Source organism: Streptomyces sp. NPDC007088, assembly GCF_042869355.1.
In the GTDB taxonomy this organism is placed as follows: Bacteria; Actinomycetota; Actinomycetes; order Streptomycetales; family Streptomycetaceae; genus Streptomyces.
The window spans coordinates 222115-239750 of sequence record NZ_JBIAFO010000008.1; the positions used below are offsets into that span (position 1 = coordinate 222115).

Annotated in this window: 10 protein-coding genes; all 10 read right to left on the minus strand. The window is 73.5% G+C overall.

Annotated elements, in window-relative coordinates; genetic code table 11:
• Positions 1-124 precede the first annotated feature (124 nt).
• Positions 125-4519 (minus strand): Rne/Rng family ribonuclease, encoded by a 4395-nt coding sequence (locus ACFYMP_RS15550; protein ID WP_388856523.1) that lies wholly within the window; start codon positions 4517-4519, stop codon positions 125-127.
• 238 nt (positions 4520-4757) lie between these two features.
• Entirely contained in the window at positions 4758-5546 is a 789-nt protein-coding gene (locus ACFYMP_RS15555; RefSeq protein WP_388856526.1) for a TIGR03936 family radical SAM-associated protein, read from the minus strand.
• 47 nt (positions 5547-5593) lie between these two features.
• Positions 5594-7156: a hypothetical protein gene (locus tag ACFYMP_RS15560; protein WP_388856529.1), complete on the minus strand. Its 1563-nt coding sequence runs from the start codon at positions 7154-7156 to the stop codon at positions 5594-5596.
• Positions 7157-7247: 91 nt separating this feature from the next.
• On the minus strand, positions 7248-9179 hold the full coding sequence (locus ACFYMP_RS15565; protein WP_388856532.1) for a TIGR03960 family B12-binding radical SAM protein: 1932 nt from the start codon (positions 9177-9179) through the stop codon (positions 7248-7250).
• A 209-nt stretch (positions 9180-9388) separates the two neighbouring features.
• Entirely contained in the window at positions 9389-10933 is a 1545-nt protein-coding gene (locus ACFYMP_RS15570; RefSeq protein ID WP_388856535.1) for a CHAD domain-containing protein, read from the minus strand.
• Between the two features lie 84 nt (positions 10934-11017).
• Positions 11018-12214, minus strand: a complete 1197-nt coding sequence (gene rodA / locus ACFYMP_RS15575; RefSeq protein WP_388856537.1) for a rod shape-determining protein RodA — start codon at positions 12212-12214, stop codon at positions 11018-11020.
• Positions 12214-14499 (minus strand): penicillin-binding protein 2, encoded by a 2286-nt coding sequence (gene mrdA, locus ACFYMP_RS15580; protein ID WP_388856540.1) that lies wholly within the window; start codon positions 14497-14499, stop codon positions 12214-12216. The genes rodA and mrdA overlap by 1 nt, the downstream gene beginning before the upstream one ends.
• A 74-nt stretch (positions 14500-14573) precedes the next feature.
• Complete coding sequence (gene mreD / locus ACFYMP_RS15585) at positions 14574-15269, minus strand: rod shape-determining protein MreD (protein WP_388856543.1); 696 nt, start codon at positions 15267-15269, stop codon at positions 14574-14576.
• Positions 15270-15276: 7 nt separating this feature from the next.
• On the minus strand, positions 15277-16272 hold the full coding sequence (mreC, locus tag ACFYMP_RS15590; protein ID WP_388856546.1) for a rod shape-determining protein MreC: 996 nt from the start codon (positions 16270-16272) through the stop codon (positions 15277-15279).
• Positions 16273-16405: 133 nt separating this feature from the next.
• Positions 16406-17425 carry a rod shape-determining protein gene (locus ACFYMP_RS15595; protein WP_363144967.1) on the minus strand — a complete coding sequence of 340 codons (1020 nt, stop codon included), beginning with the start codon at positions 17423-17425 and terminating at the stop codon, positions 16406-16408.
• Positions 17426-17636 lie beyond the last annotated feature (211 nt).

The following is a 17636-nucleotide window of genomic DNA, read 5'->3' on the forward strand; positions in this document are numbered from 1 at the left end:
TCAGAAGGTGGCGTACAGACGCCGAGGGTCAAGGCTACGGGGCCCGGTCCGAAGGGTCAAACCGGGCCCCGTCACCCCGGTGATCGGGGAACACGACGGCCGGGGGCGTCTGCCCCCGGGGCCGTCAGGACTCCGGGGAGTCCTCGGCTCCGGAGGTCTCCGGGGCCTGCGCGGAGACGCCGGTGGCGGACTGCTCCGCCGCCGCCGTCCGCTTCGTGGTCCGCTTGGCCGTCGTCTTCTTGGCGGCGGTCTTCGCGGGGGCGGCCTTCTTGGCGGCGGTCTTCTTCGCCGCCGCCTTGCGGGCCGGGGCCTTCTTGGCGGGCGCCTCCTCAGCGGCCGGCTCCTGCGCGGCGGGGGCCTCGGCTTCCGGCGCCGCGGCGGGCTCCTCGGCGGCGGTCTTCTTGGCCGTCGCCTTCTTGGCACCCGCCTTCTTCGCGGGCGCCTTCTTGGCCGGGGCCTTCTTGGCGGTGGCCGCCTTCTTCGCCGTCGTCGCCTTCTTGGCCGCCGTCTTGCGGGCGGTCTTCTTCGCGGGCTCGGCGCTCTCCTCCGCGGGGCTCTCGGCGGGCTCCGCCTCGCTCTGCGCCCTGGGGGCGGCGACGACCACGACGGCGGCCTCGTCGGCGGCGGTGGACACCGGGGCGGCCACCTCGCGCACGACGCGGCGCCGGGCACGGGCCGGGGCGGGCTCGGGCCTGGACGCGGCGGCGGGCTCCGGCTCGGGGGCCGGGGCGGGCTCGGTCTCCTGGACGGCGACGACCACCTCGACCGGCTCCGCGGACTCCTTGGGCGCACCGGCCGGGGCCGTGGCCTTCCGGGTGGCGCGGCGCCGGGTACGGCCCTGCGGGGCGGCGGACTCGGCGACGGGCGCCTCCCCGGCCTCGGGCGCCGCCTCGACCTCAGGTTCGACGACCGGTTCGGCGAGCGGCGCGGGGGTGGGCTCGACGACCGTCGCGGCCTTCGCCTCCGCCCCGCCGTCGGCCCCGTCCTTCAGCGCCTCGGGGTCGTAGGTGCCGACCGCGTCCTGCGCGGCCTGCTCCTCGCCGCCGCGCGGCGCCCCGGCGGGCGCGGAGGCCCTGCGGGAGGCGCGGCGCCGGGAGCGGTCGCGTCGGCCACCGCGTCCCGCGGCGGCCTCGGCCTCGGCGGCGCTGCTGTACAGCTCCTCGTCGGGCGTGAACTGCGGGGAGGGGAGCGCGGTGGGCTCGGCGGCCTCGGCGGCCACCTCGGCCTCCGTCTCGGCCTGCGGCTCGTGCTGGTGCTCGTGGGCCGGCTCGGCGGTCACGGCGTGCTCGTGCTCGTGGCCCGCGTCGCCCTTGCCCTTCTTCTTGGCGCGCTTGCCGTTCCCGCCGCCACCGGCCGCGGTGGGCTGGTCGAGGTGGACGATGACGCCGCGCCCGTTGCAGTGCACGCAGGTCTCGGAGAAGGACTCCAGGAGCCCCTGGCCGACCCGCTTACGGGTCATCTGCACGAGGCCGAGCGAGGTGACCTCGGCGACCTGATGCTTGGTGCGGTCGCGGCCCAGGCACTCCAGGAGGCGGCGCAGCACGAGGTCGCGGTTGGACTCCAGGACCATGTCGATGAAGTCGATGACGACGATGCCACCGAGGTCGCGCAGCCGCAGCTGGCGCACGATCTCCTCGGCCGCCTCCAGGTTGTTCCTGGTGACGGTCTCCTCCAGGTTGCCGCCCTGGCCGGTGAACTTGCCGGTGTTGACGTCGACCACGATCATGGCCTCGGTCTTGTCGATCACGAGGGAGCCGCCGGAGGGCAGCCACACCTTGCGGTCGAGGGCCTTGGCGAGCTGCTCGTCGATGCGGTACGTCGCGAAGACGTCGACCTCGGAGGTCCACTTCGAGAGCCGGTCGACGAGGTCGGGGGCGACGTGCGAGACGTAGCCGTGGATGGTCTGCCACGCGGTGTCGCCGCTGACGACGACCTTGGAGAAGTCCTCGTTGAAGATGTCCCGCACGACCCGGACGGTCATGTCGGGCTCGCCGTAGAGCAGCGTCGGCGCGTTGCCGCCCTTGGCCTTCTTCTGGATCTCCTCCCACTGCCCCTGGAGACGTTCGACGTCGCGGCGCAGCTCCTCCTCGCTCGCGCCCTCGGCGGCGGTGCGCACGATGACGCCCGCGTCCTCGGGGACGATCTTCTTGAGGATGGTCTTGAGACGGGCCCGCTCGGTGTCGGGCAGCTTGCGGCTGATCCCGGTCATCGAGCCCTCGGGCACGTACACGAGGTAGCGGCCCGGGAGGGAGACCTGGCTGGTGAGGCGGGCGCCCTTGTGGCCGATGGGGTCCTTGGTGACCTGGACCAGGACCGGCTGGCCGGACTTGAGGGCGGTCTCGATGCGGCGCGGGCCGCCCGAGAGGCCGAGCGCCTCGAAGTTGACCTCACCGGCGTAGAGCACGGCGTTGCGGCCCTTGCCGATGTCGATGAAGGCGGCCTCCATCGAGGGCAGGACGTTCTGCACCTTGCCGAGGTAGACGTTGCCGACGTACGAGGTCGACTGCTCCTTGTTGACGTAGTGCTCGACGAGGACGTCGTCCTCCAGCACGCCGATCTGGGTGCGCTCGCCGTTCTCGCGGACCACCATGACGCGCTCGACGGCCTCGCGGCGCGCGAGGAACTCCGCCTCGCTGATGATCGGCACGCGGCGCCGGCCCTGCTCGCGGCCCTCGCGGCGGCGCTGCTTCTTGGCCTCCAGGCGGGTGGAGCCCTTGATGGACTGCACCTCGTCGCTGGGGTCGGTCTCCCTGCGGCGTTCCTTGGGCTCGCGGACCTTGACCACGGTGCGCTCGGGGTCGTCGGCCCCGGGGCGGGAGTCGTGGTCGGCGCTCGCGTCGCCCGCGCGGCGCCTGCGACGGCGCCGCCTGCGGCTGCTGGAGGAGCCGGAGTAGTCGTCCTCGGCGCGCTCGGCGGAGTGGTCGTCCGCCTCCTGTCCGGCGGGCTCCTCGTCCTCCCCGGCCCGCGCGGTGTCCGCCTCGCGCTCGCGGCGGCGCTCACCGGACCCGGAGGGCGCGGGGGCGGGGGTGGCGGAGCCCTGGGTGTCCTGGGTGTCCTCGGAGTCCTGGGCGGACTCGTCCGTGTCCTCGGTGTCGCCCTGCTCGGCGTCGCCCTCGTACCGCTCGCCGTACTGGTCCTGCTCGGCGGACTCGCCCCGGCGACGGCGACGGCCGCCCCGGCGACGGCGCCTGCTCGGGCGCTCGCCCGCGTCCTCGTGCTCGCCGTCCCCGTGGTCGGCCGAGTCGGTGACGGCGGAGTCGGTGGTCTCGTCCGTGGTCTCGGGGGCCGGGGCGGCGGGGCGCGGGGCCTCGGGCGCGGGCCGCGTGTCCTCGTCCTCGGTACGGGCCGGGGCCTCCTGGGCCGTACCGCGCTTCCTGCGCTCCTGGCGGGACTCGGCGGCGGGGGCCTGCTGCGGTTCCCCGCCACGGCGGCGCTTGCGGCCGCGCGAACCGGACTCGGCGGTCTCCTGCGGCTGCGCCGGCTCGTCCTGGAGCTCCTCGTCGGCCTCGGCGTACCCGGCGGCGGCCGCGATGGCGGCGCGCTCCGGCGTCTGGAACATGGGCTCGGTGAAGACGGGGGCGCGGAAGACCGGCACGGCGGGGCGGGCGGTCTTGCGGTCGGCCTCGGCGTCCTCGGCGGCGGCGCGCCGGCTGCCGGGCTGCGGCTCGGAGAAGGTGACCTTGCGCGCGGGGCGGCGGCGGGCGCGGCGCTGCCCGCCCTCCTCCGTACCGGAGGCACCGGAGGCGGCTGTGGCACCGGAGGTACCCGAGGCGGCCGGCTCGGGCCGCTCGGCCGCGGCGCTCTCCTCGACGGTCTCCGTCGTGACGGGCTCCGCCTTGCGGCGCGCGCCGCGGCGGGCGGCGCGCGGGGCGGCGGGCTCCTCGGCGGCGGGCGCGGCGGGGGCCTCGGGTGCGGCCACCTCTTCGGCGCTCTCCACGGCCTCGGTCACCTCGGCGGGCTCGGGGCTGCCGGTGGGGGCGGTGGCCCTGCGCGTGGCGCGGCGCCGGGCGCGCGGCGCGGGGGCCGGCTCGGTGTCGGCCGCGCCGGACTCGGCGGGCGTCTCCTGGGCGGCCGGGGCGGTGCTCTCGGCGGCGGCCGGCTCGGCGGGCTGCGGGGAGCCTGCCGGTGCCGTGGCCTTACGGGTCGCACGGCGGCGCGGGCGGGCCGGGGCGGCCTCCTCGGCGGCGGGCGCCTCGGCCTGCGGGGCGGCGGCCTCGGGCGCCGTCTCGACGGCGGCGGCCGGCTCGGCGGGCTGCGGGGAGCCAGCCGGTGCCGTGGCCTTACGGGTCGCACGGCGGCGCGGGCGGGCCACAGCGGCCTCCTCGGCGGCGGGGGCGGCGGTGTCGTCCTTCGCCCCGGCCGTGGGGGCGGGCTCGGCCTGCTCGGCGGCGCCCGTCACGGGCGGGCCCGCGGGGCGGGAGGCGGCGCGGCGCCTGCGGCGCGGCGGCAGTGTGTCGCTGGGCGAGGAGTCCTCGCCGTTCGCGGATGTGGCGGTCGTGGGTTCGGTCGGTTCAAGCATTGCGGGCGGTTCTCCCGTCGGGCTCCCGGGCGCCGCGCCTGTTCCGGTGACGTCCGCGGGCCCACGCTGTGCGCGGGGCCGCCGTCCGGGGCGCGGGCGCCGCTCGGGAGCTTTCAGTGTCTGTCTCGCCGGTTCCGTACGCGGGATGCGCACGGCCTGGCGAAAGTCTTGTGGTCGTATCGCTCCGCCCGACCCAGGTGGCTCCCGAGTGCGAGGGCGGTGCGCTGCACGACTTTCCTTACGCGGGACCTTCCGGCGCGGACACCGTCGCGGTGGCGGGTACGGCGGCCGTGGCGGGAGCCACGACGGCCGAGGCCGCCTCGCGGTCGGGCGCGAGCGGGTCGGTCACCGTGCCGCTCTCCTCATCGAGGGGCCCCTGCGCCAGCCTGGTCACCGCGACGGGGACCGGCGGCGCCAGGTCGGCCACGGCTCGGAGAGCGGACAGGACGTCGTCAGGGCGCACGGCAGGCGTCACGTGCCGTACAACCAGGCGCAGTATCGCACAGGGGCGTCCGGCGGGCCCATCGGCCCGCTGGGGCTCCAGGTCGAGCCGGGTGACGGCGGCCCTCGCGTCGAAGCTGCGCATTCCGTTCTTGGTACGGCGTTGCACCTCGACGGACTCGGCCGCCGCGAAGCGCTCGGCGGCGCGCCGGGCGTCCTCCGGTTCCACCCCGTCGAGCCGCAGTTCCCAGACGGATGCCTGGAGCCGTTCGGCGAGGCCGGAGGTGCGGGCCTCGACGGCGTCGACGATGTCGAGGCCCTGCGGCATCGACTCGTCGAGCAGGGCGCGCAGCGGTTCCGGTTCCCGGGACTGCGCGAGCGCGATCTCCAGGTACTCGGCCTCGCTGCCGGTGCCGGTGGGTGCGGCGTTGGCGTACGACACCCGGGGGTGCGGGGTGAAGCCGGCCGAGTACGCCATGGGTACCTCGGCGCGGCGCAGGGCCCGCTCGAACGCGCGCTGGAAATCGCGGTGACTGGTGAACCGGAGGCGGCCGCGCTTGGTGTAACGCAGTCTGATGCGCTGCACCACTGGCGCCGGCGGGGGGCCTTCGGGCTGTCGCTTGCCCAGGGGAGTCAGTCCTTCGTGAGTGCGGTCTTACTACTGCCTAGAGTACGTGCCACTGGCGCTTCGGGTTCCCGGGACGGAGCGGGGGTAACCGCCGGTGGCCCGCCGAACACGGCCGCGCGCAGTTCGGCGCGGGTCTGCCGCACGGTCCGCCGGGCCGTGGCCACGGCCAGGCGCACGGTGTGGCGGGCGGCGGCGAGCGTCTCCCGGGCGACCCGCCGGGCGGGCCGCCACACCTCGTCACGTACGAAGTGCCCCATCGGGGTGAGCACGCGGGACCAGGCCCACCGGACGGGTTCCACGAAGGTCCACCGCAGCAGGCGTACGAGGAGCCGCCCCGCCGCGTTCGACACCCGCCCCGCGAGCCGCCAGCCGAGGGCCACGGCGTCCGCGGCCTCCCGGCAAAGGAGGACGAGGCCGCGCCCGAGCGGGGAGAGCAACCAGCGCCACAGCGCGAGAGCGGGTACGAGCACGAGCCACCGGACGAGGAAGGACCCGGCGGCCAGCAGCCCGCGCCCGGCCCACGCGACCCCGGCCCACACGGTCCGCCCCGCCCACGCGACCCCGGCCCAGACCGTCCGCCCGGCCCACGAGACCCCCGCCCACACGGTCCGCCCGGCCCACGACGCTCCCGCCCACACGGTCCGCCCTACCGCCGCACACCCCGCCCACACGAACCGTCCGACCGCCGCACATCCCGCCCCCACGGCGCGCCCCACCCAGGACAGCCCGGCCCCCATGCCTCGCCCGGCCCACGAGACTCCCGCCCAGGCGACGCGTCCGGCCCACGACACCCCGGCCCCCACGCCACGCCCGGCCCAGGCGAGCGCGGCCCCGAGACCACGTCCGGCCCAGGAGAGCCCGGCCCAGCCGGCTCGCGCGACCCGGGACACGCCGGTCCAGACGCCTCGCGCCGCCCAGGACACGCCGGTCCACCCGGCGCGCCCGGCCCGCGAGACGACCGCCCCGAGCCCGCGTCCCGCCCACGACACGCCCGCCCCCACCGACCGCCCGGCCCAGGCGAGCCCGCCCCACACCGTGCGACCGCACCGAGCGAGTCCGCCCCGCACGCCGCGTCCCGCCCAGGACACCCCGGACCACACCGCGCGTCCGGACCGGGCGAGCGCGCCGCCCACGTAGCGGCCGAGGCGGGCGGCACCGGAGCCGGTCCACGACAGTCCCGCCCACACGCCCCGGCCCAGCCCGGCGCAAGCCCGCGTCAGCCACCTGCCGAGCGGGGCGAACACGCCGTGGCCCAGCCACCCGGCCGGGACGACGAACAGGACGTGCCCGAGCCGGGCCAGCACCCGGCCCGTCGGCACGCATCCGTACCGCCACAGCGCGCGGAAGGGCCACACCAGCACCCCGTACGCGAGCAGCCAAAGTCCGCGGCCCAGCGGGAGGAGGACGCGCCGGTGGAGGAACCGGCCGCCTCCCGCGGCCGCGTCCCACGCCAGACGCACCGGGACGAGGACGAGGAGCGCGAAGATCCTGACCGGGACGCGGATCACGGCGGCCAGGCATCCGCCGGGGGCCGCTCCGTCCGGCGGGGGCGCCTTCTCAAGGTCCATGTACCCACAGACGTGGCCCGCGCGGGAACGTATCCCGCCCGTACGGCACGGTGGCCGAGTCGTTACCGGAGGTACCGGCCGGCCCGGTGGGTCACTTCACCATGAGCGGCAGCAGTTTCCTCCCCGTCGGGCCGACCTGGATCTCGGTCTGCATCGAGGGGCACACGCCGCAGTCGAAGCACGGGGTCCAGCGGCAGTCCTCGACCTCGGTCTCGTCGAGGGCGTCCTGCCAGTCCTCCCACAGCCAGTCCTTGTCGAGACCGGAGTCGAGGTGGTCCCAGGGCAGGACCTCCTCGTAGGTGCGCTCGCGGGTCGTGTACCAGTCGACGTCGAGGCCGAAGGCGGGCAGCGTCTTCGCGGCGCAGGCCATCCAGCGGTCGTACGAGAAGTACTCGCGCCAGCCGTCGAAGCGGCCGCCGTCCTCGTAGACCGCGCGGATGACCGAGCCCACACGGCGGTCGCCGCGCGAGAGCAGGCCCTCGACGATGCCGGGCTTGCCGTCGTGGTAGCGGAAGCCGATGGAGCGGCCGTACTTCTTGTCGCCGCGGATCTTGTCGCGGAGCTTGCCGAGGCGGGCGTCGGTCTCCTCGGCGGACAGCTGCGGGGCCCACTGGAAGGGCGTGTGCGGCTTGGGCACGAACCCGCCGATGGAGACGGTGCAGCGGATGTCGTTCTTGCCGGAGACCCTGCGGCCCTCGGCGATGACGCTGGTCGCCATGTCGGCGATCTGGAGGACGTCCTCGTCGGTCTCGGTGGGCAGACCGCACATGAAGTACAGCTTGACCTGGCGCCAGCCGTTCCCGTACGCGGTGGAGACGGTGCGGATCAGGTCGTCCTCGGAGACCATCTTGTTGATGACCTTGCGCATCCGCTCGGAGCCGCCCTCGGGGGCGAAGGTGAGGCCGGAGCGGCGGCCGTTGCGGGTCAGCTCGTTGGCCAGGTCCACGTTGAAGGCGTCGACACGGGTGGAGGGGAGGGACAGGCCGATCTTGTCCTCCTCGTACCGGTCGGCGAGGCCCTTGGCCACGTCGGCGATCTCGGAGTGGTCGGCGGAGGACAGCGACAGCAGGCCGACCTCCTCGAAGCCGGTCGCCTTGAGGCCCTTCTCGACCATGTCGCCGATGCCGGTGATGGACCGTTCGCGCACCGGCCGGGTGATCATCCCGGCCTGGCAGAAGCGGCAGCCGCGCGTGCAGCCGCGGAAGATCTCGACGGACATCCGCTCGTGCACGGTCTCGGCGAGCGGGACGAGCGGCTGCTTGGGGTAGGGCCACTCGTCGAGGTCCATCACGGTGTGCTTGGAGACGCGCCACGGCACCCCGGAGCGGTTGGGCACGGTGCGGGCGATGCGGCCGTCGGGCAGGTACTCGACGTCGTAGAAGCGCGGGACGTAGACGCCGCCGGTCTTCGCGAGGCGCAGCAGCAGCTCGTCGCGGCCGCCGGGGCGGCCCTCGGCCTTCCAGGCGCGGACGATGTCGGTGATCTCCAGGACGGCCTGCTCGCCGTCGCCGATGACGGCGCAGTCGATGAAGTCCGCGATGGGCTCGGGGTTGAAGGCGGCGTGGCCGCCGGCGAGCACCACGGGGTGGTCCTCGGTACGGTTCCTGGCCTCCAGCGGGATGCCCGCGAGGTCGAGGGCGGCGAGCATGTTGGTGTAGCCCAGCTCGGTCGAGAAGCTGAGGCCGAACACGTCGAAGGCGCCGACCGGGCGGTGGCTGTCCACGGTGAACTGCGGGACCTTGTGCTCCCGCATCAGCTCTTCGAGGTCGGGCCACACGCTGTAGGTGCGCTCGGCGAGGACGCCCTCGCGTTCGTTCAGTACCTCGTAGAGGATCATGACGCCCTGGTTGGGCAGCCCCACCTCGTAGGCGTCCGGGTACATGAGCGCCCAGCGCACGTCGCACTCCTCCCACGGCTTGACCGTGGAGTTCAGCTCGCCACCGACGTACTGGATGGGCTTCTGCACATGCGGGAGCAGGGCTTCGAGCTGCGGAAACACCGATGGGGCGGACTGAGCAGACATCTCGCTGACCTTTTGCGTGCGGACACGGGCCGCCTCCGGGAAAGAGGCGTGATCCTCCAGCGTAGCGTGACGCGGCCGGGCGCCGGACCGGGTGCGGCCGGCCGCCGGCGGCGTGGGCCGGTGCGGGGCCCGGCCCGGCCCGCGTCTCGGGGCGGCGCCCGGTTCCGGGCCGCGGCCCCCGCGCCACGCCGCCGCGCGGTCGGCGCCCCTCAGCTCAGCTCGGCCCGTGTGTCGCGGTCCGCGAGTCCCGCCCAGACGCCGGGCAGCTCACGCTCGTGGTCGAGGGCCCTGGCCTCCTCCCGGCCGTGCAGCAGGCCCCAGGTGAAGGCGGTCTCCCCCGCCGTGTGGGCGCGGACGCCGGTCTCCCGCAGGGTGGCGCGGGCGACGGCGCTGTCGTGGTGGTCGCCGAGCAGGGACTGAAGGGCCTTGACGTCCTTCGCGAGGCGTTTGGCGGCCTTCCCGCAGGAGGGTTTCGCGGCCTCGGCGGCGTAGCGGAGGCGTTTGGCCTTCTTGCGGGCCTCGTGCAGCGCCCGGTCGCGTCCGGGCCCCGGGGGCAGGGCGAGGGCGCGCTCCATGCGTACGGCGAGCCGGTGGTGCTCCTTCGCGACGGCCTTGGGCAGGACCTTCGACGCGGGACGGGCCGCCTTCCCGCGCAGCGGCGGGGCGGCGAACAGGGCGTCGAGCGCGTCGAGCAGGCGGAGGTAGCGCTCGCTGTCGAGGGCGGCGCGCACCCGGGCCCGGGACTCCTGCTCCGCGGCGACCGACCACTGGCGCAGCCGGGCCTCGACGGGGCCGAGCAGGAGGGCGGTGTCCGTCTCGGCGACGCGCGCCGCGAGACGTCCGGCCAGCACCTCGCGGTCGCGGTCGACGCCGAGTTCTCCCGCGAGCCACTTGAGTTCGGCGCGCAGCGGATCGGTGGCGGCGGCGTCCAGTACCGGGCGGTACGAGCGCAGGGCGCTGCGGCTGCGGCGCAGGGCGACCCGCATCTTGTGGACGGCGTCGGGCAGTTCGCGGCGCACCGCGACGTCGCGGGCGAGCAGTTCCTCGTACTGGGCCCGCAGATAGGCGAGGACCTCGGCTCCGGCCGTCGTGTCCTGGGCGGCCGGGGCGGTGGCGGGGCCGGGCGCGGGTGCCGCTCCGGTCTCCTCCAGGGCGCGGGCGAGTTTGGACGGGGCGCAGGAGCGCCGGTAACCGGCCTTCGCGAGCCGCTTCTCGGCCCGGCCGAACAGTTTCGGGTCGGTTCCGGCGCCGAGTTCGAGTTCGGCCTCGGCCCACGCGGCGCGCCTGCCCTTCGTGGGGCCCGAGAGGCGTTCGGCCTCGACCTCGTCGGCGCTCAGTTCGGCGAGCGCGCGCCGCCGCGCGTCGTACAGCGTGCGCACGGTGCGCCGGCTCCGCAGCCGGACGGCGGGCAGCAGCGCGGCGCCGCGGGTGCGGGCGCGCAGGAGACCGGCGAGCGGGGGTGGCAGGGTGTCGGCGAGGGGAAGGCGCACCTCCTCGCGTACGTCCCGGGAGACGGGGAGCTTGAGGTGCCAGCCCGCGTCCTCGCCCCCGGTGCGGCGGCGCAGCGTGATGCGCGCGGCCGCGAGCGCGAGGTCCTCGGTGTCGTAGTACGTGGCGTCCAGTTCCTGGACGCCGGTGTCCGCCTCGGCGGCCACCCCCGGGAGCTTCCTCAGCTCCGGGAGCGGCGGGAGGGCGCCTGCTTCGTCGGTGTCGGCCTCGTACTTCCGTTCCGTCTCGCGCACGGTCTCCGTCATGTCTGGAAGGTAGACGCAAACGGGCGTTTCAAACCGGGTGCGGGCGCCGGATACGGGACAGGGGGCCGGGCGGGGCCCGCCGGGTCAGGCGGACAGGGGTTTCTGGACGCGGATGGACTGGAGCAGGCCGACGGCGATCCACACGGCGAACATCGAGGTGCCGCCGTAGGAGACGAAGGGCAGCGGCAGCCCCGCGACGGGCATGATGCCGAGGGTCATGCCGATGTTCTCGAACGCCTGGAAGGCGAACCAGGCGATGATCCCGCCGGCCACGATCGTGCCGTACAGCTCGGTGGTCTCGCGGGCGATGCGGCAGGCGCGCCACAGGATGACGCCGAGCAGCACGATGATGAGCCCGGCCCCGGCGAAGCCGAGTTCCTCCCCGGCGACGGTGAACACGAAGTCGGTCTGCTGCTCGGGGACGAACTGCCCGGTGGTCTGGGTGCCCTTGAACAGTCCGGTGCCGGTGAGGCCGCCGGAGCCGATCGCGATACGCGCCTGGTTGGTGTTGTAGCCGACGCCCGCCGGGTCGAGGCTGGGGTTGGCGAAGGCCGCGAAGCGGTTGATCTGGTACTCGTCGAGGACGCCGAGCTGCCAGACGGCGATCGCGCCGACCGTGCCCGCGCCCAGCAGCCCGAGGACCCAGCGGTTGGAGGCGCCGGAGGCGAGCAGCACCCCGAGGACGATCATCGCCATGACCATGACCGAGCCGAGGTCGGGCATCAGCAGGACGATCAGTATCGGCACGACCGCGAGACCGAGGGACTGCAAAACGGTGCGGTGGTCGGGGTGGTCCCGGTCCCCCGCGTCGACCCGGGCGGCGAGCAGCATCGCCATGCCCAGGATGATGGTGATCTTGACGAACTCGGAGGGCTGGAGCGAGAAGCCGGCCACCATCAGCCAGGCGTGCGCCCCGTTGACGGTCACGCCGAGCGGGGTGAGCACGAGCAGCACGAGGAAGACCGAGAGGCCGTACAGGATCGGCACGGCGGTGCGCAGGGTGCGGTGGCCGAGCCAGATCGTGCCGACCATGAGGCCGAGCCCGATCCCGATGTTGACGACGTGCTTGAACACGAAGGCGTACGGGTCGTCGCCGACGAGTTCGGTGCGCCCGCGGGTCGCGGAGTAGACGAGGGCGCAGCTCAGGAGGGACAGGGCGAGGGCCGCGAGCAGTATCGGCCAGTCCAGCCGGCGTACGACGGAGCCCTTGGCGAGCAGCCGGGACCAGGAGGAGCGCTCGGGCCCGTAGCCGGAGACGCTGAACGAGGGGCTGCCGGCCATCAGTCGCGCCTCCCGTTGTACGTCACGGGGGTGCCCGCGGTCTGCTGGTCGCCGCCGGTCTGCCCGGTGCCGCCCGCCGGGTCGGTGGCCCCGGCAGGGTCCGTCGCGCCGGTGGTGCCGGCCTGGCCGGTGCCCGGGTCGAGCGGCGGCTGGGAGGGCTTGACGTCCAGGTTGTACGGCGCGAACTTCGACTTGACGCGCGGGGCGTCGATCGAGCCGTCGGGCTGGATCTTCGGCAGCGCGGCCTGCGGCTTGGGCAGCAGGGCCTTCTTCTTGTTGATCCCGCCGCCGCCGTCGACTCCGTACAGCGCGTCGTAGATCTTGCGGACGGCCGGACCGGAGGCGCCGGAGCCGGTGCCGCCCTGGGAGATCGTCATCACGATCGAGTAGTCCTTGGTGTAGGTAGCGAACCACGAGGTGGTCTGCTTGCCGTAGACCTCGGCGGTGCCGGTCTTGGCGTGCATCGGGATCTTGTCCTGGGGCCAGCCCTGGAACCGCCAGGCGGCGGTGCCCTGGGTGGCGACGCCCGCGAGCGCACCGTCTATCTCGTCGCGCAGCTTCTGGTTCATCGGGAGCCTGCCGTGCGAGGCGGGCTTGATCGGCTCGACCTTCTTGCCGTCGGGGCTGATCACGGCCTTGCCGATGCTCGGGTCGTGGAGGGTGCCGCCGTTGGAGATCGCGGCGTAGATCGTGGCCATCTGGATCGGGGTCACGAGGGTGTCGCCCTGGCCGATCGAGTAGTTGACCGAGTCACCGGCGCGCATCTGGTTGCCTTCGAGGCAGTTCTCGTAGGCGATCTGCTGCGCGTAGTCGCCGTCCTTCTTGCCGGACTTGCACCACGCGTCCTTGTTGGCCTTCCAGTAGTCCTTCTTCCACTGGCGGTCGGGGACGCGTCCGCTGACCTCGTTCGGCAGGTCGATGCCGGTGGTCTTGCCGAGGCCGAACTGGTGGGCGGTCTTGTAGAACCAGTCGTGCGCGTTCTTCTTCGGCTTGGTGCCGCCGTCCTTCTTCCACTCGTTGTGCGCGATGCCGTAGAAGACGGTGTCGCAGGAGACCTCCAGGGCCCGGCCGAGGCTGATGGGGCCGTAGTTCTCCGACTCGAAGTTCTTGAAGACCTGATTGCCGATCGAGTACGAACTGCTGCAGTCGTAGTTGCCGTTGAAGTCGTAGCCGGCGTTGACCGAGGCGGTCGTGGAGACGACCTTGAAGATCGAGCCGGGCGCCGCCTGCCCCTGGATGGCGCGGTTGAGCAGCGGGTAGTTCGACTTCTTGCCGGTGAGCTTCGCGTAGTCCTTGCCGGAGATCCCGCCGACCCAGGCGTTGGGGTCGTAGTCGGGCAGTGAGGACATCGCCACGACCCGGCCGGTCTTGGCCTCCATGACGACGACGGCGCCCGAGTCGGCCTTGTAGTTGGTGCCGGTGTTCTTGTCGAACTCGTGGCGCGCGGCCTTCATCGCCTCGTTCAGCTCGTACTCGGCGATGGACTGCACGCGCGCGTCGATGCTGGTGACGATGTTCGAACCGGGCTCGGCGCGGTCCGACTTGGCCTTGCCGATGACCCGGCCGAGGTTGTCGACCTCGTAGCGGGTGACGCCGGCCTTCCCGCGCAACTGCTTGTCGTACTCGCGCTCCAGCCCGTTGCGGCCGACCATGTCGGAGCGCAGGTACGGGGACTCGCTGTCCTTGGCCTGCTCGATCTCCGCGTCGGTGACCGGCGAGAGGTAGCCGAGGGCCTGCGCGGTGTGGGCCCCGCCGGGGGCGGTGTAGCGGCGTACGGCGGTGGGCTCGGCGGTGATGCCGGGGAAGTCCTCGGCGCGTTCCCGGATCTGCAGGGCCTGCTGCGGGGTGGCCTCGTCGGTGATGGGGATCGGCTGGTACGGCGAACCGTTCCAGCAGGGCTGCGGGGTCTTCGCGTCGCACAGCCGGACCTTGTCCATGACGTCCTTCGGCTTCATGGCGAGGACCGAGGCGAGCTGGGTGAGGGCGGACTTCCCGTCGTCCGGCATCTTCATGAGTTCGGTGCGCGAGGCGGACACCACGAGCCGGGTCTGGTTGTCGGCGAGCGGCACTCCGCGCGCGTCGAGGATCGCTCCGCGTACGGCGGGGTCCACGACCTGCTGGACGTGGTTGCCGGAGGCCTCGGCCTTGTACTCGTCGCCGTTGCGGATCTGGAGGTACCAGAGCCGGCCGCCGAGTGTGAGCAGCAGGGAGAAGACGAGCACCTGGATGATGACGAGCCGGATGCGCACCCGGGGGGTGCGCCCGGTCTCCGGGATGTTGGACATGCTGCGCCCCCCTCAGTGACGGCGGTGACGGGACGGGACGCTCGGGCGCCCCAGGAGACGGGGAACGCTGCGGGTCACAGCCGCTTCACCCCTTTGATACGGCTGCTGTTGCGGGTCGCGCGCGAGACGCGCACCCGCTGGGCCCGGGTGCGCAGCCGGCCGCCGCGCTGACCGCCGATGTTCAGGCCGGTGCCGGAGCTGATCCAGCCGGTCGCGACGTCGGCGCCCTTGGCCGAGCCTCGGGTGGGCGCGTTCTCCCCGAGCGGGTCGTTCTCGGAGCGTCTGGCCAGCCACATCACGAAGGGCACGGCGAAGGGCGCGAGCACCAGATCGTAGACGGCCGCGCTGACCAGCAGCCCGCTCAGGCCCACGTGGCGCGCGGCGGTGTCCCCGACGAGGGCGCCGACGCCCGCGTAGAGCAGGGTCGAGCCGATGGCCGCGCCGACCACGACGAGCAGCGGGCCGGCGATGGACTTGAGCCGGCCGTTCTCGGGCCGGGCCAGTCCCGCCGCGTAGCCGACGACGCACAGCACGAGGGCGTAGCGGCCGGCCGCGTGGTCGGCGGGCGGGGCGAGGTCGGCGAGCAGCCCGGCGCCGAACCCGACGAAGGCGCCCGCGAGGTGCCCGTAGACCAGGGCCAGGCCGAGCACCGTGAGCAGCAGCAGGTCCGGTACCGCGCCCGGCAGCTGGAGCCGGGCCAGGACGCTGACCTGGATCATGAGGGCGACGACCACCAGGGCGGTGGAGAGCAGAATCCGGTTGACGCGCATGTGTCCGCTACTCCTGCTCGTTCGCGCCGGCCGCGCCCGTGGGCGGGGCCGCGGGGGCGTCCGGGGCCGTGGGATCGGCGGGTTCCGAAGGGTCGGCCGGGGCCGAGGGGGTGACCGTCACGGTGACGGTCGGGGCGGGCTTGGGCCTGGCCGGCAGGACGGCGTCGCGCGGGTTCTTGCGGGGCGCCTCGACGACGACGCCGACCAGATCCAGCTTGGTGAAGCCGACGTAGGGCTCGACGTAGACGTTGCGGGTCAGGTCCCCGCCGGAGGGGTCGACGCGGACGACACGGCCGACCGGGACGCCGGGCACGAAGGGCTTGTCGGCCTGCGAGCCGAAGGTGACGAGCCGGTCGCCCTTCTTGACCTTGGCCTTGCCGTTGAGGAGCTGCACGGCGAGCGGCCGGTCCCCGCGTCCGGTGGCGAAGCCGAGTTCGTCGGTCTTCTCCAGCCGGGTGCCGACGGTGAAGTCGGGGTCGTTGGCGAGCAGCACGGTCGCGGTGGAGGGGCCCACCGTGGTGACCCGGCCGACGAGCCCTTCCCCGTTGAGCACCGTCATGTCGCGCTTGATGCCGTCGCGGGTGCCGACGTCGATGGTGACGGTCCACGAGAAGCCCTGGGCGGCTCCTATGCCGATGACCTCGGCGCCCTTGATGCCGTACTGGCCGGCCCCGGCCCGCGCGAGCATCGCGTCGAGCTGCCGCACCCGGCTGGCGTTGCGGTCGTCGCTGCCGAGCCGCTGCTTGAGCGCCGCGTTCTCGTGCTCCAGGGCGGTGATGCGGTTGTGTCTGCTGTCGGAGTCGCGGACGGCGCCGACCGCGTTGCCCACCGGGTCGACGGCGCCGGAGACGCCGTTCTCGACCGGTCCGAATACGCCGGCGGCGGCTTGGCGGGCGCCGTCCACCGGAGAGTCCTCGCCACCGCGGATGTCGATCGTGATCAGTGCGAACGCGATGACGATCAGCAGCACCAGGAGCAGCCGGCTCTCTCGTGTGTCCCTCACGTGCGGCGGCCGTGCCTTCCTCGTCGGAATTCTGTTCTGCGGCGGGTACCGCGCGCGGCACCCGCCGGTGGTTCAAGGCCGGAGCGTGACGGCGCGTCCGCTGGGGGCGCGCCGTCGGGGTCGAACGGAACCGCTAGCGACGGGGCTGGGCGTCCAGCACCTGCTGGAGCGCCTCGAACTCCTCGACGCACTTGCCGGAGCCGAGGGCCACGGAGTCGAGCGGGTCCTCCGCGATGTGGATCGGCATGCCGGTCTCCATCCGCAGCCGCTCGTCCAGGCCGCGCAGCAGGGCTCCGCCGCCGGTGAGCACGATGCCCCGGTCCATGACGTCACCCGACAACTCGGGCGGGCACTTGTCAAGGGTCGTCTTGACCGCGTCGACGATGGCGTTGACCGGCTCCTCGATCGCCTTGCGCACCTCGGCCGCCGAGATCACGACGGTCTTGGGCAGCCCGGACACGAGGTCCCGGCCGCGGATCTCGGTGTGCTCGTCGTTGTCGAGGTCGTACGCCGAACCGATGGTGATCTTGATCTGTTCGGCGGTGCGCTCGCCCAGCAGGAGGCTGTACTCCTTCTTGATGTGCTGGATGATCGCGTTGTCCAGCTCGTCCCCGGCCACCCGGATGGACTGCGCGGTGACGATGCCGCCGAGCGAGATCACGGCGACCTCGGTGGTGCCGCCGCCGATGTCGACCACCATGTTGCCGGTGGCCTCGTGGACCGGGAGCCCGGCCCCGATCGCCGCGGCCATCGGCTCCTCGATGATGTGCACCTGCCGGGCCCCGGCCTGGGTGGCCGCCTCGATGACCGCGCGGCGCTCGACGCCCGTGATGCCCGAGGGCACGCACACGACGATGCGGGGACGGGCCAGGTAGCGGCGCTTGTGGATCTTGACGATGAAGTAGCGGAGCATCCGCTCGGTGATCTCGAAGTCGGCGATGACGCCGTCCTTCAGAGGGCGCACCGCGACGATGTTGCCGGGGGTGCGGCCGATCATTTTCTTCGCCTCGGCGCCGACCGCGAGGATTCCGCCGGTGTTGGTGTTGATGGCCACCACGGAGGGCTCGTTGAGCACGATTCCGCGCCCCCTGACGTACACCAGCGTGTTGGCGGTCCCGAGGTCGACAGCCATATCACGGCCGATGAACGACATAGAGTTCCCCATGAGATCGTCTGGCCTTCCCAGCGTTGACGGCTTTTCAGGACGGCGAGGTGGGTGCTGTGGGAGTGGAGGCTTCCATCGTAGTCTCGCCTGCGGCGACACGGCGCAAGGGTCCGCGCCATTGTCGGCATTCTGCGCCGATGGGTGCACGCCTCGCCTGTGGAGACGTGCCATCCGGGGCGTGGGTTCCCCCGATCGGGGC